At 58.8% G+C, this 24,566-nt stretch carries 22 protein-coding genes and 1 other RNA gene; 14 read left to right on the top strand and 9 right to left on the bottom strand.

Annotated features, from left to right (window positions below):
• Window positions 1-7 precede the first annotated feature (7 nt).
• Complete coding sequence (locus tag EAO82_RS19155; RefSeq protein ID WP_096347068.1) at window positions 8-2,185, bottom strand: malate synthase G; 2,178 nt, start codon at window positions 2,183-2,185, stop codon at window positions 8-10.
• Between the two features lie 175 nt (window positions 2,186-2,360).
• Between EAO82_RS19155 and EAO82_RS19150 the strand changes: the two genes are divergently transcribed.
• Window positions 2,361-3,302 (top strand): alpha/beta hydrolase, encoded by a 942-nt coding sequence (locus EAO82_RS19150; protein ID WP_096347069.1) that lies wholly within the window; start codon window positions 2,361-2,363, stop codon window positions 3,300-3,302.
• Between the two features lie 20 nt (window positions 3,303-3,322).
• Here the strand turns inward: EAO82_RS19150 and EAO82_RS19145 are convergent, their stop codons facing one another.
• The gene (locus tag EAO82_RS19145; protein WP_174959038.1) at window positions 3,323-4,069 is read right to left on the bottom strand and encodes a DUF2059 domain-containing protein; all 747 of its coding nucleotides are present in this window, start codon (window positions 4,067-4,069) and stop codon (window positions 3,323-3,325) included.
• A 140-nt stretch (window positions 4,070-4,209) separates the two neighbouring features.
• Between EAO82_RS19145 and EAO82_RS19140 the strand changes: the two genes are divergently transcribed.
• Window positions 4,210-4,845: a 2OG-Fe(II) oxygenase gene (locus EAO82_RS19140; protein ID WP_096347071.1), complete on the top strand. Its 636-nt coding sequence runs from the start codon at window positions 4,210-4,212 to the stop codon at window positions 4,843-4,845.
• Window positions 4,846-4,873: 28 nt separating this feature from the next.
• On the opposite strand, the gene serA is transcribed toward EAO82_RS19140, so the two are convergent.
• Complete coding sequence (gene serA / locus EAO82_RS19135; RefSeq protein WP_096347072.1) at window positions 4,874-6,103, bottom strand: phosphoglycerate dehydrogenase; 1,230 nt, start codon at window positions 6,101-6,103, stop codon at window positions 4,874-4,876.
• A gap of 177 nt (window positions 6,104-6,280) precedes the next feature.
• Here serA and EAO82_RS19130 point away from each other — a divergent pair, with 177 nt between their 5' ends.
• From EAO82_RS19130 to EAO82_RS19120, 3 genes are read left to right on the top strand one after another with little or no spacing between them, the layout of a single operon-like run.
• Window positions 6,281-7,687: an FAD-binding oxidoreductase gene (locus EAO82_RS19130; protein WP_096347073.1), complete on the top strand. Its 1,407-nt coding sequence runs from the start codon at window positions 6,281-6,283 to the stop codon at window positions 7,685-7,687.
• 11 nt (window positions 7,688-7,698) lie between these two features.
• Window positions 7,699-8,367 (top strand): fumarylacetoacetate hydrolase family protein, encoded by a 669-nt coding sequence (locus tag EAO82_RS19125; RefSeq protein WP_096347146.1) that lies wholly within the window; start codon window positions 7,699-7,701, stop codon window positions 8,365-8,367.
• Window positions 8,368-8,425: 58 nt separating this feature from the next.
• Window positions 8,426-9,322 carry an SdiA-regulated domain-containing protein gene (locus tag EAO82_RS19120; protein ID WP_096347074.1) on the top strand — a complete coding sequence of 299 codons (897 nt, stop codon included), beginning with the start codon at window positions 8,426-8,428 and terminating at the stop codon, window positions 9,320-9,322.
• Window positions 9,323-9,349: 27 nt separating this feature from the next.
• Here EAO82_RS19120 and rpiA read toward each other — a convergent pair whose 3' ends face one another.
• Window positions 9,350-10,027, bottom strand: coding sequence for a ribose-5-phosphate isomerase RpiA (rpiA, locus tag EAO82_RS19115; protein WP_096347075.1), 678 nt, complete (start codon window positions 10,025-10,027; stop codon window positions 9,350-9,352).
• 138 nt (window positions 10,028-10,165) lie between these two features.
• Here rpiA and ilvA point away from each other — a divergent pair, with 138 nt between their 5' ends.
• Window positions 10,166-11,680 (top strand): threonine ammonia-lyase, biosynthetic, encoded by a 1,515-nt coding sequence (gene ilvA / locus EAO82_RS19110; RefSeq protein WP_096347076.1) that lies wholly within the window; start codon window positions 10,166-10,168, stop codon window positions 11,678-11,680.
• Here ilvA and EAO82_RS19105 read toward each other — a convergent pair whose 3' ends face one another.
• The 5 genes from EAO82_RS19105 to EAO82_RS19085 all read right to left on the bottom strand — a co-directional run bounded on the left by EAO82_RS19105 (window position 11,681) and on the right by EAO82_RS19085 (window position 15,297).
• Window positions 11,681-13,534 (bottom strand): diguanylate cyclase, encoded by a 1,854-nt coding sequence (locus EAO82_RS19105; protein ID WP_096347077.1) that lies wholly within the window; start codon window positions 13,532-13,534, stop codon window positions 11,681-11,683.
• A gap of 420 nt (window positions 13,535-13,954) precedes the next feature.
• On the bottom strand, window positions 13,955-14,551 hold the full coding sequence (locus tag EAO82_RS19100; RefSeq protein WP_096347147.1) for a 5-formyltetrahydrofolate cyclo-ligase: 597 nt from the start codon (window positions 14,549-14,551) through the stop codon (window positions 13,955-13,957).
• A gap of 3 nt (window positions 14,552-14,554) precedes the next feature.
• A non-coding RNA gene (ssrS, locus tag EAO82_RS19095) (6S RNA) lies at window positions 14,555-14,734 on the bottom strand.
• 54 nt (window positions 14,735-14,788) lie between these two features.
• Window positions 14,789-15,091, bottom strand: a complete 303-nt coding sequence (locus EAO82_RS19090; protein ID WP_096347078.1) for a cell division protein ZapA — start codon at window positions 15,089-15,091, stop codon at window positions 14,789-14,791.
• Window positions 15,088-15,297 (bottom strand): TIGR02449 family protein, encoded by a 210-nt coding sequence (locus tag EAO82_RS19085; RefSeq protein ID WP_096347148.1) that lies wholly within the window; start codon window positions 15,295-15,297, stop codon window positions 15,088-15,090. The genes EAO82_RS19090 and EAO82_RS19085 overlap by 4 nt, the downstream gene beginning before the upstream one ends.
• A gap of 212 nt (window positions 15,298-15,509) precedes the next feature.
• Between EAO82_RS19085 and EAO82_RS19080 the strand changes: the two genes are divergently transcribed.
• From EAO82_RS19080 to gcvH, 8 genes are all read left to right on the top strand, one after another.
• The gene (locus EAO82_RS19080; protein WP_231703245.1) at window positions 15,510-16,082 is read left to right on the top strand and encodes a UPF0149 family protein; all 573 of its coding nucleotides are present in this window, start codon (window positions 15,510-15,512) and stop codon (window positions 16,080-16,082) included.
• 61 nt (window positions 16,083-16,143) lie between these two features.
• The gene (gene pepP / locus EAO82_RS19075; RefSeq protein WP_096347079.1) at window positions 16,144-17,484 is read left to right on the top strand and encodes a Xaa-Pro aminopeptidase; all 1,341 of its coding nucleotides are present in this window, start codon (window positions 16,144-16,146) and stop codon (window positions 17,482-17,484) included.
• Window positions 17,481-18,671, top strand: a complete 1,191-nt coding sequence (gene ubiH / locus EAO82_RS19070; RefSeq protein WP_321540956.1) for a 2-octaprenyl-6-methoxyphenyl hydroxylase — start codon at window positions 17,481-17,483, stop codon at window positions 18,669-18,671. The genes pepP and ubiH overlap by 4 nt, the downstream gene beginning before the upstream one ends.
• Before the next feature lie 23 nt (window positions 18,672-18,694).
• Window positions 18,695-19,948 carry an FAD-dependent monooxygenase gene (locus EAO82_RS19065; protein WP_096347080.1) on the top strand — a complete coding sequence of 418 codons (1,254 nt, stop codon included), beginning with the start codon at window positions 18,695-18,697 and terminating at the stop codon, window positions 19,946-19,948.
• A gap of 65 nt (window positions 19,949-20,013) precedes the next feature.
• Window positions 20,014-21,015, top strand: a complete 1,002-nt coding sequence (locus EAO82_RS19060) for an extracellular solute-binding protein (protein ID WP_096347081.1) — start codon at window positions 20,014-20,016, stop codon at window positions 21,013-21,015.
• A 156-nt stretch (window positions 21,016-21,171) separates the two neighbouring features.
• A complete protein-coding gene (locus EAO82_RS19055; protein WP_096347082.1) occupies window positions 21,172-22,773 on the top strand; it encodes an ABC transporter permease in 1,602 nt (533 codons plus the stop codon).
• Between the two features lie 85 nt (window positions 22,774-22,858).
• Window positions 22,859-23,944 carry a glycine cleavage system aminomethyltransferase GcvT gene (gene gcvT, locus EAO82_RS19050; RefSeq protein ID WP_096347083.1) on the top strand — a complete coding sequence of 362 codons (1,086 nt, stop codon included), beginning with the start codon at window positions 22,859-22,861 and terminating at the stop codon, window positions 23,942-23,944.
• 29 nt (window positions 23,945-23,973) lie between these two features.
• The gene (gene gcvH / locus EAO82_RS19045) at window positions 23,974-24,354 is read left to right on the top strand and encodes a glycine cleavage system protein GcvH (RefSeq protein ID WP_022961701.1); all 381 of its coding nucleotides are present in this window, start codon (window positions 23,974-23,976) and stop codon (window positions 24,352-24,354) included.
• Window positions 24,355-24,566: the final 212 nt, after the last annotated feature.

Below are 24,566 nucleotides of genomic sequence, written 5' to 3'. Positions count from 1 at the left end.
TCAGATCTTAGAGACCGAAGCGCGCCTTGAACTCGCGACGGCGGCGGTGCAGAACCGGTTCGGTGTAGCCGTTCGGCTGCACGGTGCCTTCAACGCACAGCTCAACCGCGGCCTGGAAGGCGATGCTGTCGTCGAAGTTCGGCGCCATCGGCTTGTAGGCCGGATCATTGGCGTTCTGACGGTCCACCACGGCAGCCATGCGCTGCAGGGTTTCCATCACCTGCTCCTTGCTGCACACCCCATGACGCAACCAGTTGGCGATATGCTGGCTGGAAATACGCAGGGTGGCGCGGTCTTCCATCAGGCCGACATCATTGATATCCGGCACTTTCGAGCAACCCACACCCTGGTCGATCCAGCGTACGACGTAACCGAGGATGCCCTGGGCATTGTTGTCCAGCTCCTGCTGAATCTCGGCGGCAGACCAGTTGGTATCGGGTGCCAGCGGGATGGTCAGGATGTCATCGACTGATGCCGGGGTGCGCTTGGCCAGTTCGGCCTGGCGCTCGGCAACATTGACCTTGTGGTAGTGCAGTGCATGCAAGGTCGCGGCAGTGGGCGAGGGCACCCAGGCAGTATTGGCTCCGGCCATCGGGTGGCCGATTTTCTGCTCGAGCATCGCCGCCATCAGATCGGGCATGGCCCACATGCCTTTACCGATCTGCGCGCGGCCCTTGAGGCCGGTTGCCAGGCCGATATCGACGTTGTTGTTCTCGTAAGCACTTATCCACACGGCGCCCTTGATATCACCCTTGCGGATGAAGGGGCCGGCTTCCATGGAGGTATGAATCTCGTCACCAGTGCGGTCGAGGAAGCCGGTGTTGATGAAGGCCACGCGCTCGCTGGCTGCTTTGATGCAGGCCTTGAGGTTGATGGTGGTGCGACGCTCTTCATCCATGATGCCGACTTTCAGCGTGTTGCGCTGCATGCCGAGGATGTCTTCGATACGGCCGAACAGCTCGGTGGTAAAAGCCACTTCTTCCGGGCCGTGCATCTTCGGCTTGACGATATAGACCGAGCCGGTGCGGGTGTTCTTGCGGCTGGTGTTGCCATTCAGGTTGTGCAGCGCGATCAGGCTGGTGAACGCACCGTCCATGATGCCTTCCGGCACTTCGTTGCCATCCTTGTCGAGGATCGCGTTGTTGGTCATCAGGTGGCCAACGTTACGGATGAACAGCAGCGAGCGGCCATGCAGTGTCAGCGTGGAGCCGTCTGCCTGGGTGTACTCGCGATCCGGGTTCATGGTCCGGGTGAAACTGCTGCCACCTTTGGCGACGCTTTCCGCCAGGTCGCCCTTCATCAGGCCCAGCCAGTTGCTGTAAACCACGGTCTTGTCGTCGGCATCGACTGCAGCGATGGAGTCTTCGCAATCCATGATGGTGGTCAGGGCGGACTCCATGAGCACGTCCTTGACGCCGGCTGCATCGGTCTGGCCGACATTGCTGGTGGGGTCGATCTGGATTTCGAAATGCAGGCCATTGTGCTTGAGCAATACGCCCTGCGGCTGATCAGCCTGGCCGACAAAGCCGATAAACTGCGCGCTGTCCTTCAGGCCGGTTTCGCTGCCGTCCTGCAGGGTCACGGCCAGTTGGCCGTTCTTGATCACATAGACGCTGGAGTCGACGTGGGAACCTTTGGCCAGCGGTGCTGCCTCATCGAGGAAGGCACGGGCGAAGGCGATCACCTTGTTGCCGCGGATTTCATTGTAGCCCGGACCTTTGCTGGCGCCATCGGCTTCGGAAATCGCGTCGGTGCCATACAGAGCGTCATACAGCGAACCCCAGCGAGCGTTGGCAGCATTCAGCGCAAAGCGTGCATTCATGACCGGTACCACCAACTGCGGGCCGGCCATGCGTGCGATCTCTTCGTCGACGTTGGCGGTAGTCGCTTGGAAGTCATCGGGTTCGGGCAGCAGGTAACCGATTTCAAGCAGGAAGGCCTTGTACTCAGCGGCATTGTGCGGCTGACCGTTGCGGCCCTGATGCCAGGCATCGATTTTTGCTTGCAACGCGTCGCGCTTGGCGAGAAGGGCCTTGTTTTTAGGTGCCAGGTCATTAATCAGCGTTTCAAAGCCGGCCCAGAAGGCGGCGGCATCGACGCCAGAGCCGGGGATGGCTTGTTGGTTGATAAAGTCGTGGAGAACCTTGGCAACTTGCAGGCTGCCGACTTGGACGCGTTCAGTCATGGAATACCCTCACTCTGCAGACAACCTGCGCGATCGCGCAGGACGTGGAATTTGGAGAGGCAGCATGTTACACGATGATGGGTTGCAAATCATGTTCGAGGCGTGGAATTCTGTCGCGCTGCGTAGTCGGCTCGGCAAATCCGGGTCACCGCTCTTTCGCCCAATGGGTATGTGAATGGATCAGGCTTTTTTGGATTTGCTCGTCGAGCGGCTGCCGTTACTGGAGCCGGGCCGTCCGCTGGATGATCCGGCGCGGCGCTACGCCGGGTACTACGGCATCGACTTCAGCGACCACTCACCTCAGCACCTGGGGCGTATTCAGGTGGATGAATTTGCCGTGGCCGTGCAGGTATGGCGTCCGGCCCAAGCCCATGGCACGTTGATCATCCTGCATGGTTATTACGACCATATGGGCCTGTACAAACACTTGATCAGCTGGGCGCTGCAGCGGGGGCTTGCGGTGCTCGCCTTCGATCTGCCCGGTCACGGGTTGTCCAGTGGTGAGCGTGCCAGCATTGATTGCTTTCTGCGTTATCAGAAGGTGCTGGATGCGGTGCTGGATCATGCCGCGCAGTGGGAGCTGCCTGCGCCCTGGCACCTGCTCGGGCAAAGTACCGGCGGCGCCATTCTGATTGACAAGCTATTGCATGGCCCGCTGCCTAGCGAGCTGGGCCGTACCGTGCTGATGGCTCCCCTGGTGCGTCCGCGGCAATGGGGCATGTCGCAGATGAGCCTGCGTCTGCTCGGTGGCTTCGTGCAGCAGCTGGGGCGCAAGTTTACCGACAACTCCAACGATCAGGCCTTTCTGGATTTTATTCGCGAGCGTGATCCCTTGCAGCCACAGGTGCTGCCCGTGGCCTGGGTTCAAGCCTTGGAAAAGTGGATCCCGCGGATCGAGTCGGCGCAGAGCAGTACGCACTCGCCGCTGATCATTCAGGGGAGAATGGACAAGACGGTGGACTGGCAACACAACCTGCGGGTGTTGGAAGACAAGTTCAGCAGCCCGGAAGTCTTCTTTCTGCCCAAAGCCCGGCATCACCTGGCCAACGAGGGCGAATCCATTCGCCGTGAATATCTTGCCTGGCTGGGCGAACAACTGGATGAAGTGGAGGCCTGAGCCTCCGAACCACCCAACCCTCAGGGATTCAACGCGTCCTTCGCTGCCAGTTCCATCGCCCGGCTGGTATTTTTCCCGGCGTCGGACTGAACCCACTCCAGGTATTGTTGCAGCTGCGCATCCGTCAGGTCGCGATACACGTAAGCCAGGGTGTTGGGCAGATCAGGCTGCATCTGTCCGCGCAAGGTGTCGCGACGATTGTCGACCATGTTGCCGGGGACCTCAAACAGCCCGCCAAGCAAATCATTGGCGCTCTGGGTAGCGAGGTTGGCCAATGACATCGATACCTCTACCCCGAGCTCCAGGGCCGGTAGGCTGACACTGAGTTGACGCAGGGTGGTCAGGCGTTCGGTGCTGACGTCCATTTGCGGTATGCCGCGTTGCATGGTTGCTACCGAGGCGGCAGACGTCGCCTGGGTTTCAATATCGACGATCCGCCGACCCAGTTCGCTTTGGTAGAAATTCACTGCCTGGCGGTGACTGGCTTCATCCAGTGACAACGCCAGACGCGCCTGTGCGCGGTCGGTCATTGCCTGGGGGGCGAAGCGCTGATTGCTCTGACGTACCAGGCTTTCATAAACATTGCGTGGCAATTGCTGGGCATAACGCTGCTGGGCTGCGGTCAACGCATGCTGAAAGTGGGTCTGATGGGTGGCCATACCAGACAGCTGGTACAGCTGGTCGGTATTGGCGCGTACGCTCATGGTTGTCAGCGCCAGCGCGGCGAGTAATGCCATGATTAACAGGTGCAGGGGTTTCAGGCGCATAGAGTCTCGCATTAAGAGCTAAAAGGGGGCTTGCCGGGTTGCGTGCAGTGGATACAATGCGCGCAGGTTCGTGACTGTTTCAACGGGCTGTGTCAGTGGTGTCCGGGTTGATCTCCAGCCCTCCTTTTGAGTCATTTGCCATGTCCGAGTTCCCTGAGCCGCAAAACGCCTGCTTTGTGCGCGTGTCTGATGATCTGGCGGCGCAAGGCTGGTCGGTGCAGGAACAGGCTTTGCCGGTTGAGCTGGTCAGTGATCTCGCTGCCCAATGCCGCATGCTCTGGCACAACGATGTGCTGAGGCCCGCAGCGGTAGGACCCCTGGGCGAGGAGCTGTTGCTGCCCTCGGTGCGCGGTGATTATACCCGTTGGCTCGATCAGTGCCCGTCCAGCGCAGCAAATAGTCTGTTTCTGGAAACTATGGAAGTCCTGCGCGTGTGGTTGAACCGCAGTCTGTTTCTCGGGCTGGACAGCTTTGAAACCCATTACGCGCTGTATCCGCCGGGCGCGGGTTATCGCAAGCATCTGGATCGCTTCAAAGGCAATCCATTGCGCACAGTGTCAGTGGTGGCTTATCTGAATCAGCAATGGCAGCCGGGAGATGGTGGGGAGTTGCGCTTGCATCTGCCGGAAGGACCGAATGACGTGGCGCCATTGGGTGGCAGCCTGGCGGTATTCATGAGCGACCGTATCCTGCATGAGGTGCTGGCCGCAAACAAGGAGCGCGCCAGCCTGGTCGGCTGGTTTCGCCGTCGGCCGGACAACCCGCTACTGCGCTAGGTTGGCCGGCGTCTGGCTGGCGTGCGGTTTAGAACAGTACGCGGCAACGAATAGTGCCCTTCACGTGCTGCAGCTTCTCCAGCGCCATGTCGGAATCCTCGGCATCCACATCCATGACCACATAACCGACCTTGTCATTGGTCTGCAGGAACTGACTGCAGATATTCATCTCGTTCTCGGCGAACAGATGGTTGATCTCGCTGAGCACGCCCGGAATGTTCTGGTGGATGTGCAGCAGGCGGTGCTTGCCGGGATGCGAGGGCAGCGCCACTTCCGGGAAGTTGACCGAGGTGATCGAGGTGCCGTTATCGCTGTAGCGCACCAGCTTCTCTGCCACTTCCAGACCGATGTTGGCTTGCGCTTCCAGGGTCGAGCCACCTACGTGCGGAGTCAGGATGCAGTTGTCGAACTCGCGCAGCGGGCTGACGAACTCTTCCTTGTTGGAGCGCGGCTCGACCGGGAATACGTCAATCGCCGCCCCATTCAGGTGCTTGTCACGCAGCGCGCCAGCCAGCGCGTCGATATCTACCACGGTGCCGCGGGCGGCGTTGATCAGGATGCCGCCGGGCTTCATCGCGCGGATCTCCTTCTCGCCCATCATCCATTTGGTCGCGGCGGTCTCGGGTACGTGCAGGGTGACAATGTCGGCCATGCCGAGCAATTCAGTCAGCGAGCCGACCTGTACCGCGTTACCCAGCGGCAACTTGGTAACTACGTCATAAAACAGTACCTGCATGCCCAGCCCTTCGGCCAACACGGACAGCTGGGTACCAATAGAGCCATAACCGACGATGCCGAGCTTCTTGCCGCGGATTTCGTAGGAGTTGTCTGCGCTCTTGATCCAGCCGCCACGGTGGCAGGAGGCGTTTTTCTCGGGGATGCCGCGCAACAGCAGAATCGATTCTGCCAGTACCAGCTCCGCTACCGAGCGAGTATTGGAATAGGGTGCGTTGAATACCGCGATACCCATCTGCATGGCAGCGTCCAGATCGACCTGGTTGGTACCGATGCAGAAGCAACCTACTGCGACCAGCTTCTGCGCGTGGCTGAAAACCTCGGCAGTCAGCTGGGTGCGCGAGCGAATGCCGATGAAGTGCGCGTCGGCAATGGCTTCTTTCAGCTGTTCTTCCGGCAGCGAGCCAGTGTGATACTCGATATTGGTGTAACCGGCTGCCTTCAGGGTATCGACGGCGGTCTGGTGTACGCCCTCGAGGAGCAGAAACTTGATCTTGCTTTTGTCCAGCGAGGTTTTAATCATGGTGTCTGGTATCCGCAATGCTGATTAGGATGAGCCGGCAGGAATCTGTGACTTTATTTGTCGCAGCAAGAGTCCTGTTTCGGAAGCCGCGTATGCTAGCATAATCTCCCTTTTTTGATGCCTGTCCCTGCATGAAAAGTCTTCAGGTACAGCATGAATCCTGTTTGAGAGCCGCCCATGACCCCAGAAGCCGTGATTGAAACCCTCAAGACCCTGGTCGAGCCGGACAAGGTGCGTACCGACCCTGAGTCGCTGAATACCTGGGGCAAGGACTGGACCAAACACTTCGAGCCGGCGCCGCTGGCTATCGTGTTTCCGAAAGACATCGAGCAGGTGCAGGCGATAGTCCGCTTTGCCAACGAGCAGAAGCTAGCGCTGGTGCCGTCCGGTGGTCGCACTGGGCTGTCTGCCGCCGCGGTGGCAGCCAATGGCGAGATCGTGGTGTCCTTCGACTATATGAACAAGATTGTCGAGTTCAACGAATTCGATCGTACCGTGGTATGCCAGCCGGGTGTCATCACCGCGCAGCTGCAGCAGTTTGCTGAAGAGCAGGGGCTGTATTACCCAGTGGATTTTGCCTCGGCAGGCTCAAGCAATATCGGCGGCAATATCGGCACCAACGCAGGCGGCATCAAGGTCATCCGCTATGGCATGACGCGCAACTGGGTCGCCGGCATGAAGGTGGTCACCGGCACTGGCGAGCTGCTTGAGCTGAACAAGGATCTGATCAAGAACGCCACAGGTTATGACTTGCGGCAGTTGTTTATCGGTGCCGAGGGCACGCTGGGCTTTGTTGTCGAAGCGACCATGCGCCTGGAGCGGGCACCGAAGAATCTGACGGCCATGGTGTTGGGTACCCCGGATTTTGATTCGATCATGCCGGTGTTGCATGCCTTTCAGGGCAAGCTGGATCTGACTGCCTTCGAGTTCTTCTCGGACAAGGCGATGGCCAAGATCATGGAGCGCGGCGACGTGCCGGCGCCGTTCGAGACCGACTGCCCGTTCTATGCGCTGCTGGAGTTTGAGGCGCTGAACGAGGATATCGCCAACGAAGCGCTGGCGACTTTCGAACACTGCGTCGAGCAGGGCTGGGTAGTCGACGGCGTCATGAGTCAGAGCGACCAGCAGTTGCAGAACCTGTGGAAACTGCGCGAGTTCATCTCCGAGACGATCTCGCACTGGACGCCGTACAAGAACGATATCTCGGTCACCGTCGGCAAGGTCCCGGCCTTCCTGCACGATATTGATGCGATTGTCGGCGAGCATTACCCGGACTTTGAGATCGTCTGGTTCGGGCATATCGGCGACGGCAACCTGCACCTGAATATCCTCAAGCCCGAAACCATGGCCAAGGACGAGTTCTTTGCCAAATGCGCCACGGTGAACAAGTGGGTGTTTGAAATCGTACAGAAATACAACGGCTCGATTTCCGCCGAACACGGTGTAGGCATGACCAAGCGCGATTACCTGACCTACAGCCGCAGTGCGGCGGAGATTGCCGTGATGAAATCGATCAAGGCGGTTTTCGACCCCAACGGCGTGATGAACCCCGGCAAGATTTTCGCGTTGGAGAGTACTCACTAATGGAGCAGAGCATGCCTTATCAGCACCAGTTCTCAGACGGTTCGCTTGCGGATTTGCCAATGGGTAAGGTCGTTTGCGTGGGCCGCAATTACGCGGAACACGCCCGTGAACTGAATAACCCGGTGCCTGCTGAGCCGCTGCTGTTCCTCAAACCCTCCACTTCAGTGGTGCCCTTGAGTGAGCCACTGGTGCTGTCGGCCACGCGCGGGCCGGTGCATTACGAAACGGAAATCGCGCTGCTGATCGGCCAGCCGTTAACTGGCGAGGTGGGTGCCGAGCAGGCGCAGGCCGCCATAGCCGGCATCGGACTGGCGCTGGACCTGACACTGCGCGAGTTACAGGATCAGCTCAAAGCCAAGGCGCATCCATGGGAGCGCGCCAAGGCCTTCGACGGCGCTTGCCCGCTGTCGGCATTTGTCACGCCTGACAAGACCCCCGCACTGGATGCCTTGACGCTGGAATTGAAGATCAATGGTGAAATACGCCAGCAGGGCTCCAGCGCCGACATGATTACGCCGATCATTTCCTTGCTGCAGCAGATTGCAGCGGTATTTACCTTGCTGCCCGGAGATGTGGTGATCACCGGTACACCTGCTGGTGTGGGCGTACTTAACGCAGGTGATCGGTTGGAGCTGGATCTCGCTGGACAGTTACAGGTTGCGACCAGCGTAACGCATTAAACCCTTCCAGGTTTGGCATTACCCCGCTGTTTAATTGGCCTGTTCTGGAGTCTGCGCCATGAAAACCAAGCTTCTGTTCGTTTGCCTCGCTGCGCTGTTGGCCGGGTTGATGACGCTGCATGCGCTACACCTGGATGTGTTGTTCTGGCAGAACTGGAAGCTCAACCGTCAGGTCATGCCTGAGCAGGCGTTCAATCTTGGTCGCTACCGCGCGGATATTGAAGGGCTGGCGGTCGACGGCATCGATGATGATCTCTCTGCGCTGACCTATAACCCGGAAAGCAATACGCTGTTCGCTGTGCTCAATGGCCGCCCGCTGCTGATAGAACTGTCGCTGGAGGGTGAGCTGATTCGGCAGATCCTGGTCGAAGGGGTCAGCGACATGGAGGGTTTTACCCATGTCGCCGGGGATCTGTATGTGGTCGCTGAAGAGCGCACTCAGCGCCTCATCCTGACGCGGCTTGCGGACGATCAGCAGACACTCGACTTGAGCGAGGCTCCGAGCTTGACCATTGGCCTGGACTCGGGCGGCAACAAGGGTTTTGAGGGCTTGTCATGGGATGACGAAGGGCGGCGCCTGCTGGTGGTCAAGGAGCGCGATCCGCTGCGCTTGTTGACAGTGGAAGGTTTTGTCGACGCCCTGGCGGGGCAGCGGATGAATATTGCCATTCGTGAAACCGGCATGGCCGACTCACCCGCGCTATTTATGAATGATCTGTCGTCACTGACGATGCACAGCCCGACCGGACATATGTTGTTGCTCAGTGACGAGTCGCACATGGTGGTTGAATACGATGCCAGTGGCGAGCCTCTGAGTCTGCTCGGGCTCTGGCGCGGCATGAGCGGCCTGAAACAAACCGTGCCACAAGCTGAAGGCCTGGCGGTGGATGATGCCGGGCGGGTGTATGTGGTGAGTGAACCTAATCTGTTCTATCGCTTTGTGCCTGCCAAGTGATGCCTGACCCGGCAGGTTGGCGCTAGCTTAGCGCTCGCGTTTCAACGTCTGCACGCCATTGGCGGTCCCCAATAGCAGTATGTCCGCAGGCCGGGTGGCGAACAGGCCGTTGCAGACCACACCGACGATGGCGTTGAGCTGCTCTTCGAGTTTGCGCGGATCGTGAATCTGCATATTGTGTACATCGAGGATGACGTTGCCGTTATCCGTCACACAGCCGTCGCGGTAAACCGGGTCTCCACCTAACTTGACGATCTCGCGCGCGACGTGGCTGCGGGCCATGGGGATCACCTCGACTGGCAGCGGAAACGCTCCGAGAGTGCTCACCAGCTTGCTTTCATCGGCGATGCAGATAAAAGTATTGGCCACCGCGGCGACGATTTTTTCCCGCGTTAACGCTGCACCACCGCCCTTGATCAACTCCAGATGTTTGTTCGCCTCATCGGCGCCATCCACGTAGTAGTCAAGTTGGTGCACGCTGTTCAGATCATAGACCGGAATGCCGTGACCCTTGAGTCGATCGGCGGTGGCCTGGGAGCTGGCCACGGCACCATCGAAAAAACCCTTGTGCTTTGCCAATGCGTCGATAAAACAGTTGGCGGTCGAGCCAGTGCCGACACCGATGATGCTCTTGTCTTCCAGAGTGGGCAGCAAAATGTCCACCGCTGCCTGGCCAACGGCCTGTTTGAGTTCATCTTGAGTCATGGACCGGTACCTTTAGTGCCATTGAGTTATTGCCAATATGAAGTCGCAGATTATACGCACTGCGGCTGCCGCGCGTGTAGTCGGCGGACAGTTGATTCGCTAGACTGGCGGTTTTAGCCCATACAAATAGAAGCCCCCATGCTGGAAACCTACGTCAAGAAGATCCTCAGTTCCCGCGTCTATGACGTCGCCGTGGAAACGCCCATTCATGCAGCGCCCTTTTTGTCTGAACGTCTGGACAATACCGTGTTGCTCAAACGTGAAGATCTGCAGCCGGTTTTTTCCTTCAAGATTCGCGGGGCCTATAACAAGTTGGCGCTGCTCAGTGATGAGCAGCGGGCCTGTGGTGTGGTCACCGCCTCAGCCGGCAATCATGCCCAGGGCTTGGCTTACGCCGCGCGGCATATGGGCGTGAAGGCGACCATCGTGATGCCGCGCACCACGCCGGAAATCAAGGTGCGCGCGGTGCGCGCGCGGGGCGCCAAGGTGGTCTTGCATGGGGATGCTTTTGACGAGGCGCTGGCTTACTCGCAGAAGCTGATCAAGGAAAAGGGGCTGGTATATATCCATCCCTATGATGACCCGGACACCATTGCTGGCCAGGGCACCATTGCTATGGAAATCCTGCGTCAGCACCAGGGCCGGCTTGATGCGATCTTCGTTCCGGTCGGTGGCGGCGGCTTGATTGCGGGGATCGCAGCCTACGTCAAATATCTGCGCCCAGACATCAAAGTGATTGGGGTCGAGCCGACCGAATCGGCCTGCCTGAAGGCAGCCATGGATGCCGGTAGCCGGGTGGTGCTTAGCCAGGTCGGGCTGTTTGCCGATGGCGTGGCTGTGGCGCAGATTGGTGAGCATACCTTCGAGGTATGCCGGCATTACGTGGATGAGGTCATCACCGTCTCGACTGATGAAATGTGCGCGGCGATCAAGGACATCTACGACGATACGCGCTCGATCTGCGAACCAGCAGGTTGCCTGGGCGTGGCGGGCATCAAGAAGTATGTGGAGCGTGAAGGCTGCAGCGGCAAGGTGTTTATCGCAATCGACTCCGGCGCCAATGTGAACTTTGATCGCCTGCGTCACGTGGCCGAGCGCGCGGAAATCGGCGAACAGCGAGAAGCCCTGCTGGCGGTGACTATTCCGGAGCGCCCCGGCAGTTTCAAAGCCTTCTGCCAGGCGATTGGCAAGCGGGCGATTACCGAATTCAACTACCGATATCATGACGCCAGTGAGGCGCACATTTTTGTCGGTGTGCAAACCCATCCCGAGCAGGATCCGCGTAGCGAGTTGGTGGCAATGTTGGGTGAGCAGGGCTTCCCGGTGATGGATCTGACCGATAACGAGCTGGCCAAGCTGCACATTCGGCATATGGTTGGCGGGCATTGCGATCAGATCAGCGACGAGATGGTTTATCGCTTCGAGTTTCCGGAGCGGCCTGGCGCCTTGTTCAACTTCCTTAACAAACTGGGTGGGCGCTGGAATATTTCCATGTTCCATTACCGCAACCACGGCGCGGCCTATGGCCGGGTAGTAGTGGGTCTGCAGGTGCCTCTGGCTGAGCGCGACAAGGTGCCGCTGGCGCTGGATGAAATAGGCTATCAATATTGGGACGAGACCCATAATCCGGCTTATCAGCTGTATCTTGGCTGATCAGCCCGGATCGTCCGCCCCGTAGAGGAAGGTCTGATTACGGCCGGCCGCCTTGGCTTGATACAGCGCCTTGTCAGCCAGACTGATCAGGCTTTCCGGGTGTTCCCCTTCAACGGCTGGCAGGCTGGCGGCGCCGATGCTCACGGTCAGCCAGCTCTGTCGGCTGGAAGGATGGGCGATCTGCAGTTCCTTGACCGCTGCATGCAGGTGGCGTGCGACCTCGGCGCATTGGCTGATATCGGCGCCAGGCAGAATCACGGCGAATTCTTCCCCACCGTAGCGGCATACCGCTTCGCCTTCGCGTAGCAGGTTTTCGCTCATGGCCTTCGCCAGTTGCTTGAGTGCATCATCGCCCGCTTGATGACCCAGGCTGTCGTTGAACGCCTTGAAGTGGTCAACATCCAGCATCAGTAGCCCTAGGGGGCCGGATTGCCTGCGGGCTCTGCGCCACTCTCTATCGAGTGCTTCGTCAAAGTAGCGGCGGTTATACAGCCCGGTCAGCCCATCCTGTTGCGACAGCTGCTGCAGGCGCGCGGCGACCTCCAACTGCTCACTATTATTGCGGCCCACACAGATCAGATAGGCGCGCCCATAGCGATTCAGGTGCTGAACACTGATTTCCAAGGGGATGTTCTTGCCTTGCCGGGTGGTCACGTGTTGCTGATAAATCGAGTTTCCGCCGCGCTCTGCCAGCTCGCGCAGTTCCAGAGACCAGCGTAGGGCGTCCGGCATGATATCCGCGGGGGCAATGGCGATGATCTGACGCAATTCTTCCTCGGTGTAACCCAGACTTATCCAGCAGGTACGGTTGAGATAGACCAGTTCCTGCGGATTCATGCCAATGATGAACAGCGCATCATGGCTGTAGTTGGTCATGTCCAGCAGCAGCTTATACTGGGCCTGGTTCTGATGCAGACTCTGCTCGACACTTTGCCTGCGCACGATTTCCTGTTGCAGTTGGTGATTGCTGGCACTCAGGGCTTGCAGTCGCTGCGCGCTCAGTAGCGCCAGCCATAGTGCGTAGCACAGCGAGACGCAAGCCAGCAGCCCACTGATCAGAATCAGCAGCGGCAAGTGGGTGGTGCTACTGGCCATCAGGCTGGCAGTGGGCATCGCGGTGATGTGAAAGCCGGAGTTGCGACCCAGTAATACCGGGCTACTGACACTCCAGCTTTTTTGCAGAGTATCTTCTGTTCGGTGACTGAACAGCAGCTGTTCCTCGTCGCGAAAATCTATACTCAACTGGTAATTGCGCTCTTCGCGCAGCAGATCGCCAAGCAGGACTTCGACACGGAAAACGCCGATCAGAAAGCCATCGAAGCTGGTTGGCTCATTGGTTGTGCGGTATAGCGGTACGAAATAGGCCAGCCCGTGGCCACCCTGAAGCAACGTGAAGCTATTGCTCAGCAGCGGAGTTTGGGTGTTTTGTGCCTGCTTGAGTACCGAGTAGTTTGAATGGGCGGGGGTATAGACGAAGTCCACCGCTTCTTCATTGCCGGCCAGCGGTTCAATCCACTGTAGCCGATATTGGCTGTCCAGCCATTCGATTGCCTGGAAGTTATTGAATCCTGTCAGCAGGGCACGGACATCCTGCTCCCAGAAATGCCGGTTTTCGTGATGCAGTGGCCAGCGGTCGCCAAGCCTTTGCAGTGCCTGCGCCTGCATTTCGAAGCGAATCTGCAGCTGTTCGGCTATCGCGTCAGTTTCAAGCTGCAGACGGGCCTTGGATTGCTCCTGCTCCGCATTCAGCATGGCCTGCCATCCGCTCAGAATCCCGGCGATCAAGGTTACGAACAGCAGCGAGATGATCGCATGTGTAACTTGGGGATGGCGGGAGGCGCGCTGGGCCAGCATGGTTTAATCCTGAAAAACTAGCATTACTGATAGCATATTGCCTGCTCTTAAGCCAGTAGATAGGGCGTTTCAGAGGATATAGGTCAGTTTGCAAGGTTATGGCTCGATTTGACAGGCGCTTACCGCTGGTCTAGAAAACATGTCCATGCAGTGACGTGCATTGCTGAGTCAAAATCGCTGGTTGATAGATGCCGGTGCATAGAATCTGGCAGACATCAGGGGCAAAGGTTCAACAACCAGACCAATTAATTAGTTCGCAGTATGCCTGCCAAGGAGGCTGAGGTGCGTCGCAAACCTGATCTGTTGTGGGTGTTGATAATGGTTTTTTGTGTCGGTGTGGTCGCTACCGGGTACACCCATGGTTATCTTGAGCAATCAGAGCCGACGCAGCTGCACTTACCTTGAACCGAGAGGCCTGACTCAGCGCAGCGAGATGAACTCCTGGTCGGTCATAATGGCGTCCAGTGGGATGTCCCAGGAGGCCACCGGCAGAACAGCAACTTTCTGGCAATCGTGGGCCAGGCCCAGCAGGTGTGGGGCGGCCCAGGTGCGGCGGCGCTGGCGGTAGGCTAGCGCGCGGTCATAGAATCCACCGCCCATTCCCAGGCGGTTACCCTGAGGATCGAACCCTACCAACGGCATCATCACCAAATCCAGCCGCCAGGCGGGGGTTTGCAATCGCGCATTGGCCACCGGCTCGCTGATACCAAAACGATTCTTATGCCAGCGTTGGTCAGGGGTAAGGCGTTGAAAGGCCATTTTCGTTGACGGCCAGCGTCGCAGCACCGGCACATAGCAAATCTTGCCCAACTGGCGGGCGTGCTTGAACAGTGGTGCGGGATCGATTTCGCCGTCATTTGCCAGATAGAAAGCAATATGTTGGCTACGTCGGAACAGCGGATGCTGGGCCAGGCGACGAAACAGCTGGCGGCTGGCGTGACGTTGTTGACTAGGGGGGAGCGCCCGACGGGCTGCGCGCAACTGACTGCGTAGCGCGCTTCTTGATGCTGTATTCAAGGTAGAGTCCCCGGAAATGCCGCTGTCGGGTTAGCCCTTGAACCCGAAAGTTCAAGGTGGGGGACACGGCACTTCCTCAGGCTTTCCGTCATGCGGACATGCACACTGGCAGCAACGCGTGGCCTCCTTCTACAGGAGTATCGGCTCAGGGACATCACCGACTGGCAAACACCCCAGGGACAGAAGCCACTATACAGGTTTCTCCCCGCACTTTCATGACCGATTGGGTCTGACTGCTCAGGGCTGATGGCGGGCCAGGGCCTGATCAAGGCGGCTAACCAGGTCATTGATGTGCTTTTGCTGGCTGTCCAGCGTGCTGTCCTGCTGGCGCGTACCGGTAAGCATGTCGTGGCTAATATTCAACGCGGCCATGACTGCGATGCGCTCGATGCCAATCACTTTCCCGCTGTTGCGGATGTCGCGCATGGTGGTATCCAGATGGCGCGCAGCCTGTTCCAGATTGCTGCGCTCTTCCGGCGGGCAGCTGACGCGATATTCCTTGTCAAGGATGTGCAAAGTGACAGTCAGGGCGGTGCTCATGAATCATGCTCCAGGGATTTGAGACGCGATATCATGGCTTCGACCTTCTGACGGGCCAAATCGTTCTTTTCAATTAACTGCAATCGTTCTTCACGCCAAGCTTTTTCCTGGACATGCAGATGCTGGTTCTGTGCCTGGAGCCTATCGCACAGCTCGATCAACTGGCCCACTTTGAGGGTCAGCGTGTTGATATCGGGTTCTTCCATTTGCGCCATTCTGTCATCCCGGTTTTGGCCAACTATAGTGGGGCTGTTCAAGGCGGTCAAACAACGGTTCCTGCTTGGCGTGTGTGCCGGCCTGGTGCTGGCTGGTAGACTGGACCCTGATGCTGTTGCGCAGTAGATTACACAACAATGGAAACATTTCCTGCAAAGTTATCTGCTTACCCTGCTTATGCCCCCCGAGAGGCCCCGATATTATGGCTTTGATGCCTTCCGTTTTTGACTTCGACCGCTACACGCAATTGTTCAACGATCTGGGTGCGGCGGGTTTCCCTGCCGAGATGCACGGGCACCTGGTTGGGCGGTTGTCCGCTGGTGCACGTTACGACCATGGTACCTGGTTGAATGTCGCCAGTGAGTTGCTGGACGCCCGCGGCACTGTGCCCGAAGCTGGCAAGGTGCAACTGATTCAGCTATATGACGCCAGCCTGGCAGAGCTGTCCGGCGGCGGCTTCGATGTAACCTTGCTATTGCCGGACGACAGCGCCACGGTAGATCACCGCACTCAAGCGTTGGGCCAGTGGTGTGAAGGCTTTCTAGGTGGTTTCGGGCTGGTCGAGCGTGAGGGCGAGCTGAGCGAGGAGGCCGATAGCGCGCTGCATGATTTTGCCGCGATTGCTCAGGTGCAAACGGATCTGGAAGAGTCCGAGGCCAATGAGGTCGATTTCATGGAAGTCATGGAGTACGTGCGCATGGCAGTGCTGATGATCTTCAGTGAATGCCAGCCCGAGGCGGACAAGCAGGCCAAGCCGCCAGCGGCGCTGCATTGATTTATCGCTGAACGTTGAGTACCGAACACTCCGGCTAATAAAAGCCCGTCACGAGGTAAGCATGCATATATCCAGGCAAGAGTACGCGCGCCGACGCAAGGCGCTGATGGCGCAAATGGAGCCCAACAGCATTGCCGTGCTGCCGGCTGCGCAAGTCTATGTGCGCAATCGTGATGTGGAGCACCAGTATCGCCAGGATAGCGATTTTCAGTACCTGACCGGCTTTCCCGAACCCGAAGCGGTGGCGGTGTTGATTCCCGGACGTGAACATGGCGAATATGTACTGTTCTGTCGCGAGAAAGACAAGGAGCGCGAGCTCTGGGATGGCTACCGGGCGGGGCAGGAGGGCGCTGTCAGTGAGTACGGCGCAGATGATGCGTTCCCGATCAGCGATGTCGACGATATTCTGCCGGGCCTTATCGAAGGCCGCGAGCGCGTCTACTACGCGATGGGCGCCAACCAGGATTTTGATCGGCGGCTGACCAACTGGATCAATGTGATCCGCAGCAAGGCGCGCCTCGGCGCGTCGCCGCCCAACGAATTCGTCGCACTGGATCACCTGCTGCATGACATGCGGCTGTACAAGAGTGCGGCGGAAATCAAGGTAATGCAGGCTGCCGCAGAAATCTCGGCGCAGGCGCATGTCCGCGCGATGCAAGTGTGCCGGCCCGGCGCCTACGAGTATCAGCTGGAAGCCGAATTGCAGCACACCTTTATGCGCCATGGCAGCCGCTCGCCGGCCTACTCCTCGATTGTCGCTGCCGGGCGTAATGGCTGCATCCTGCATTACACCGAGAATACCAGCCAGATCCGCGACGGTGACCTGATCCTGATCGACGCCGGCTGTGAACTGGATTGCTACGCCAGCGACATTACCCGTACCTTTCCCGCCAACGGTCGATTCAGCACTGAGCAGCGGGCGATCTACGACATAGTACTGGCTGCCCAGCACGCGGCATTCGAAGTGATCGCCCCCGGTCGCCACTGGAATGAGTCGCATGAAGCTACTGTGCGGGTCATTACTGCAGGCTTGCTGGAATTGGGCCTGCTCAAGGGCGATCTGGAAGAGCTGATTGCCAACGAAACCTACAAGCGTTTCTACATGCACCGCGCTGGCCACTGGTTGGGCATGGATGTACATGATGTCGGTGACTACCGGGTCGGCGGCGAATGGCGCGAGCTGGAAGCGGGTATGGTCATGACCGTGGAGCCGGGTATCTATATTGCCCCGAACGACGACAGCGTGCCGCGTAAATGGCGCGGCATTGGTGTGCGTATCGAAGATGATGTGGTCGTGACCAAGTCCGGCTGCGAGATTCTCAGCGGCAGCGTCCCCAAGGATCCGGATGAAATTGAAGCGCTGATGGCTGAAGCCCGTCAGGGTGCCGGAGTGCCTGCGTGAGCAGCCAGCTGAGCATTGTCGGCGGCGGCATGGTCGGCGCTTGCCTGGCGCTCGCCTTGCAAGCTTTCGCCAAGCAAGCTGGCTGGCGGATCAGATTGGTTGAAGCGCATCCGCCTGGCGAAGGCCATCAGACCAGCTACGACGCGCGCGCCACGGCACTATCCCATGGTAGCCGCCTGCTGCTGGAGCGCCTCGGTGTATGGGCCGAACTGTCCAAGGGTGCCGAGCCGATTCGGCGAATCCACGTGTCCGATCGTGGTCATCCTGGCGTCACCCGGCTGGAGGCACAACAGGAAGGCGTGCCCGCGCTGGGTTATGTGGTAGAAAACGCGTTGCTGGGCAAGGTGTTGCTCGGCGCGCTGGATCATGACGTAGTGGAGTGGCTGGCGCCGGCTCGGGTCTCCCGGGTGCAGCCGCAGGTGGGTGGTTACACGTTGGATGTCGAGCAGAACGGCGTAACGCAGCAGCTGCGAACCGACTTGCTGGTCCTGGCTGATGGGGGGCGTTCAGGCTTGCTCGAACAACTTGGCGTGCATCGCGACGTTAAACCCTACGGTCAGATGGCCATTATCGCGAATGTCAGTTCGTCCGAAGGGCATGATTCGGTCGCGTACGAACGCTTCACCCAGTCGGGCCCGCTAGCCCTGCTGCCGCTGTCGGGCAAGCGCTGTGCATTGGTTTGGACTTTGCCGGAAGAAGAGGCTGCCGGCGTCGCGTCTCTTCCTGATCAAGCCTTTTTGGCGCGCTTGCAGGACGCATTTGGCTACCGTATGGGGGCGCTGACCCAGGTCGGTAGTCGCGCATGCTACCCACTTAAACTGATAGAAGCGCAGGAGCAGGTGCGTCCGCATCTGGTGGTGCTGGGTAACGCGGCGCACAGCCTGCATCCGATTGCCGGGCAGGGTTTTAACCTGTCGTTGCGCGATACCCTGGCACTGGCTGATACCTTGATTGCCGCAGGCCGCCAGCAGCGTTTGCCTGGTGAGTTGGCGACGTTGCAGCAGTACCTGCAGCGCCAGCAGCAAGACCAGCGGCAGACGGTCGCTTTCAGTGATTATCTGACCCGGCTGTTCAGCAATTCGCAGCCATTACTGACCATGGGGCGCAATCTCGGCTTGTTGGGTCTGGACATGCTCCCACCGGCGCGGCGCCTTTTTGCCCGGCGGGCTATGGGCTTGAAAGCCTGACTAGGCATCTTGAGGAGAAGGTCTTGGCCCAGCAATATGATCTGATAATCGTCGGGGCGGGTATGGTCGGCGCGACATTGGCCGCAGCGCTCGCCGAGACGCCTTTGCGTATCGCGGTGCTGGACGCGGTGGCGCTCGACCAGCCATTGAGCGGCCAGCCAACGGCCTCTGGCTACGATCCGCGAGTCAGCGCGCTCAGCGCCGCCTCCGAGCGTATTTTTACTCAGTTGGGCGTGTGGCCCCTCATCCCTGCCGAGGCGCGTTGCGCATATCGCCATATGCACGTGTGGGATGCGGAGGGCACTGGGGAAATTCACTTTGACGCCCACAGTCTGGACGAGCCACGCCTGGGGCATATCGTCGAGAATCATCGCATTCAACAGGCCTTGCTGGATACATTGCGCGCTTCCCGGGTCACCCTGTTGGGCGGCCGGCAAGTCGAGGCTCTGGTCCGCGAAGAAGATGGCTGGCGCCTGGGCCTGGTGGGCGGCGAACGTTTGTATGCGCCGCTGATCGTTGCCGCGGATGGGGGCAACTCGAAGCTGCGTGAGCTGGCGGGTTTCGCCATGCGGGAGTGGGATTATCTGCATAGCGCGGTTGTGACCACAGTGCAGGTTAGTCAGTCGCATCAGGACACTGCCTGGCAGCGGTTTCTGCCCAGTGGGCCGCTGGCTTATCTGCCACTGCCGGATGTGGACGGGCGGCATTACTGTTCGATTGTCTGGTCGCTGGTGCCGGATCAGGCTCAGCGGGTGATGGCGCTGTCTGATGACCTCTTTGCCGCTGACATTGCCGAAGCCATTGAGCAGCGGATGGGCCAGGTGTTTGCGGTAGATGCTCGGCACTGCATTGCGCTGCGCCAGCGCCACGCAAAAGACTACGTGATGGACGGGCTGGTGTTGGTCGGCGATGCGGCCCACAGCATCCACCCGCTGGCAGGGCAGGGCGTCAATCTGGGGTTGCTCGATGCGGCTGAATTGACCGATGTATTGAAGGCAGCGTTGGGGCGCGGCGAAAGGCTCTCCGATCTGGCGGTATTGCAGCGTTACGAGCGCCGGCGTATGGGCGCCAACCTGGGCGTGATGGCAGCAATGGAAGGCTTTGAGCGGCTGTTTGATGCCGATGCGCTGTCTTTGCGCTGGCTTCGCAACGCGGGTATGCAATGGCTGGATCAGCAGGGCACGCTGAAATCCATCATTATTCGGCGCGCGATGGGATTGACCGGCCGCTTGCCCCCGTTGGCTCGGCATGCGGAGGAACATGCCCACACAGAGTAACAGTTGATAAACTAAATATGAATCATTACCATCTTGTTTCGATTTTCATAATCTGAGGCGTGCCCATGTCCTTTATCCGTTCTGTTGCTGCCGTAAGTCTGGCGCTGACTGCTTTCACTGGCGTCGCCCAGGCCAAGGAACTGGTGGTGTACTCATCCCGCCAGGAACATCTGATCAAGCCGGTATTCGAGCTTTACACCGAGCAGACTGGCGTCAAGATCAACTACATAACTGACAGCGAAGCGCCTTTGATGGCCCGTCTGCGCGCTGAGGGTGCCAACACTCCCGCTGATATGTTCATCACCGTGGATGCGGGTAACCTGTGGCAAGCCGAGCAAATGGGGCTGTTCCGCGCGGTCAAGTCGGATGTCATTGAGGGCAATATCCCCAGTCAGTACCGGGCAGAAAGTGGTCAGTGGACGGGTCTGTCGTTGCGCGCCCGCACCATCGTCTACTCTACCGAGCGGGTTGATCCTGCAGACCTGAGCACCTATGAAGCCTTGGCAGATGACGAGTGGAAAGGCCGGCTGTGCCTGCGTACCTCGAAGAAGGTCTATAACCAGTCGCTGGTCGCCACCATGATCGAAACCCTGGGTGAAGAGCGCACGACAGAGGTGGTGAAGGGTTGGGTAAGCAACCTCGAGACCCCGGTATTCTCCAACGATACGTCATTGATGGAAGCGATCGATGCCGGTCAGTGTGATGTGGGTATCGTTAATACTTACTATTTCGGCCGTCTGCACAAGGACAATCCGGACGTGAAAGTGGCGTTATTCTGGCCGAACCAGGATGACCGCGGCGTGCACGTGAATATTTCGGGTGCCGGTGTTACCAAGCACACCAAGCAGCCGGAAGAGGCGATCAAGTTCCTGGAGTGGATGACCACGCCGGAAGCCCAGCGAATCTTTGCTGATGTGAATCAGGAGTTCCCTGCCAATGAGTCGGTCAAGCCGTCTGATGAAGTGGCGGCCTGGGGTGATTTCAAAAAAGACACCATCAATGTGGAAGTGGCCGGCCGTCGCCAGCCTGAAGCCGTCATGTTGATGGATCGCGAGCGCTGGGACTGATTCGCTCGGAACTCATGGCCGACTTTCGCCGGCCATGAGTCACAACTGGTTTTTCTCGATATACTGCGCGCCCGGTCCTGAACCGGGCGTGTCCGTTTCCGATTATCGACTTTCAAACCAACAGGAGCGGTTGTGCCCAGACGCCTGATATCCACTATGCCCCGCTGGCGCTGGGTTGCTTATCTTTCTGCTGCGTTGGTCATCATGCCTTTGCTGGTGCTGCTGTTCAGTTGGCAGGCAGTGGATGGTGAAATATGGTCTCACCTGCTGCAAACCCAGTTATTTCGTCTGATCGGTAATACGCTGACCCTGGTCGTCGGGGTGATCATCGGCGTGTTGATCCTGGGTGTCAGCCTGGCCTGGCTAATCAGCCTGTGCGAATTCCCCGGGCGGCGCTGGCTGGATTGGGCACTGATGCTGCCCTTTGCCATACCTGCCTACGTGCTGGCCTTTGTGATGATCGGTGTGCTGGACTTTGCTGGCCCGGTGCAGACCTTTCTGCGGGGATGGTTAGGCAGCGATTTTCGCATGTTTTCAATACGCTCCACCGGTGGCGTGATTACCGTTCTGGTGCTGGTGTTTTATCCCTACGTCTATCTGCTGGCGCGCAGCGCCTTCATGGCGCAGGGCAAGGGTTTGATGGAAGCCTCGCGCATCCTCGGGCAGACACCCTGGCAGGGCTTCTGGCGAGTTGCGCTGCCTATGGCTCGACCGGCGATTGGCGCTGGTACCGCTCTTGCGGTGATGGAAACGCTGGCGGACTTCGGCGCGGTATCAGCCTTTAACTACGACACCTTCACCACGGCTATCTACAAGACCTGGTACGGATTCTTCAGCCTGCAAACAGCTACTCAACTGGCCAGCGTCCTGCTGCTGTTCGTGTTCATGGCGTTGTTCGCTGAACGCCGCGCGCAGGGCAGCAAGCGCTTTCCCGGCATTGATCGGCCGCGCCAGGGTGCCATCTACCGTCTGCGCGGCGTCAAGGCGGCGCTAGCAACAGGCTTTTGTCTGCTGGTACTGTCGGTCGCTTTTATCATCCCGGTTATTCAGCTCGCCTATTGGCTGCTGCGCAGTGGCTTGAACGATTTGGATGAGCGCTACTGGTCCTTGATCCAGAACACCCTGCTGTTAGGCGCCATGGCCGCGTTGATGACGGTGACGCTGGGCATCCTGCTGGTCCTGGCTCGACGCTTTCAACCCGTACGCAGGGTGCGCAGCGCCGTGGCCGTTGCCAATCTGGGTTATGCGTTGCCGGGTTCGGTGTTGGCGGTGGCAATCATGTTTGCTTTCAGCATCGCCGACAATCACTTGCTGATCCCCCTTCGCGGCTGGTTGGGTGAAGAGCAACCGGCGCCGCTGTTGCTGGGCAGCCTGTTTGCGCTGCTCTTGGCCTACCTTATCCGTTTTATGGCGGTGGCCTTTGGTCCGTTGGACACCTCACTGGCGCGCATCCGACCGTCGCTGCCGGAAGCGGCGCAAAGCCTAGGGCAGTCGGGCTGGCGGGTGTTCATCCGGATTTATCTGCCGTTGCTGCTGCCAGGTATTCTTAGTGCATCGCTGCTGGTGTTCGTCGATGTGCTCAAGGAAATGCCGGCTACACTGCTGATGCGCCCCTTTGGTTGGGATACCCTGGCAGTTCGTATCCATGGTCTGACTGCTGAAGGCGACTGGGCCAGAGCCTCTTTGCCGGCGCTGACATTGGTGCTGGTAGGCTTGATTCCGGTGATTGTGCTGATCCGTCGATCAGCGCGGCGTTGAATCTGGGTCAAAAGCTGCAAAAGCGCTGCGTTTATGGCTACAATTCACATCCTAATACACTCCCTCAGCATTGAAGGACGGCCGCATGGGTTCGCGCACTCCCCTATATGATCAGCATCTGGCATCCGGCGCCAAAATGGTCGATTTTGGTGGCTGGGATATGCCCCTGCACTACGGCTCGCAAATGGAAGAACATCATCAGGTACGCCGTGATGTTGGTATGTTCGACGTCTCGCACATGACCGTAGTAGATGTGACCGGCAGCGAAGCCAAGGATTTTCTACAGTACCTGCTGGCTAATGACGTGGCCCGGTTGACCACGGCTGGCAAGGCGCTATACAGCGGCATGCTCAATGAGCAGGGCGGCGTTATTGACGATCTGATTGTGTACCTGGCCGACAATGGCTACCGCGTGGTGGTCAACGCGGCCACTCGCGAGAAAGACCTGGCCTGGATGAACAGTCAGGCTGATGGCTTTGCTGTCAAACTCACCGAGCGCTCCGACCTGGCCATGCTGGCCATTCAGGGGCCGCGGGCGCGTGCAGTCACCGCCAGCGTGGTCAGTGATCGCCGCGCCTCGCTGATCAATGATCTGAAGCCCTTCCAGGGCCTGATCGAAGATGAGTGGTTTATCGGCCGTACCGGTTATACCGGTGAGGACGGTCTGGAAATCATCCTCCCCGCCGATCAGGCCCCCGAATTCTGGAACGCATTACTCGCTGCTGGCTGCAAGCCTTGCGGCCTAGGCGCGCGTGACACCTTGCGCCTGGAAGCCGGCATGAACCTCTACGGCTCCGATATGGATGAGACCATTTCGCCGTTGGCAGCCAATATGGCCTGGACCATTGCCTGGGAGCCTGCCGAGCGTGACTTTATCGGCCGCAAGGCGCTGGAGGCCCAGCGTGAAGCGGGTGATCAGCCCAAGCTGGTAGGTCTGGTGATGCGTGAGCGCGCGGTGCTGCGCGGCCATCAGAAGGTCATCGTCGAGGGTGTTGGCGAGGGCGAAATTACCAGTGGCAGTTTTTCTCCTACACTGGGCTGCTCCATCGCTCTGGCCAGAGTGCCGCGCGCCACTGGTGACAAGGCGCAAGTCGAGATTCGCGGCAAGCTGATGGACGTTCGGGTGATCAAGCCCGGTTTTGTGCGTCACGGTCAGGCCGTATTCGAATAAGTTTTCCCATTTCTGTTGAGGATCATCCCATGAGCAATATCCCTGCTGATCTGCGTTACGCTGCCAGCCACGAATGGACCCGTCAGGAAGCTGATGGCACCGTTACTATCGGTATTACCGACCACGCTCAGGACTTGCTGGGTGATGTGGTCTTCGTTGAGCTGCCCGATGTCGGCCGTACCGTCAGCGCCGGTGAAGAGTGCGCTGTGGTCGAGTCGGTGAAAGCTGCTTCAGACATCTATGCCCCAGTCAGCGGTGAAGTGGTTGCGGTCAACGAAGCCCTGGCCGACGGCCCGGAGCTGGTTAACAGCGAGCCCTATGAGGGCGCCTGGTTCTTCAAGATCAAGCCGTCTGACACCAGTGAGCTGGACAAGCTGATGGATGCTGATGCCTATGGTGCGTCCATCTGATTTCGCGTTAGGCAACATTGATCAGGACAGGTTTGAGTGGTTTGCGCTGTTGGCTTTCACCTGTTCCAGACACGCTACAAGCACATCCATGTGGGCTCGGCGACGCCCGTCCAGGGCGTCGACGGTCTGAAACAGGTGAAAGCCAACAGCGCTGATCTGGCTCCGTGCTACGGATCAATGTTTCCTGCGGACCCGCGTGCTCTGCGGCGATG

This window comes from Halopseudomonas pelagia, assembly GCF_009497895.1.
GTDB classification, from domain to species: Bacteria; Pseudomonadota; Gammaproteobacteria; order Pseudomonadales; family Pseudomonadaceae; genus Halopseudomonas; species Halopseudomonas pelagia_A.
This window is presented reverse-complemented; position numbering and strand designations above follow the sequence as displayed.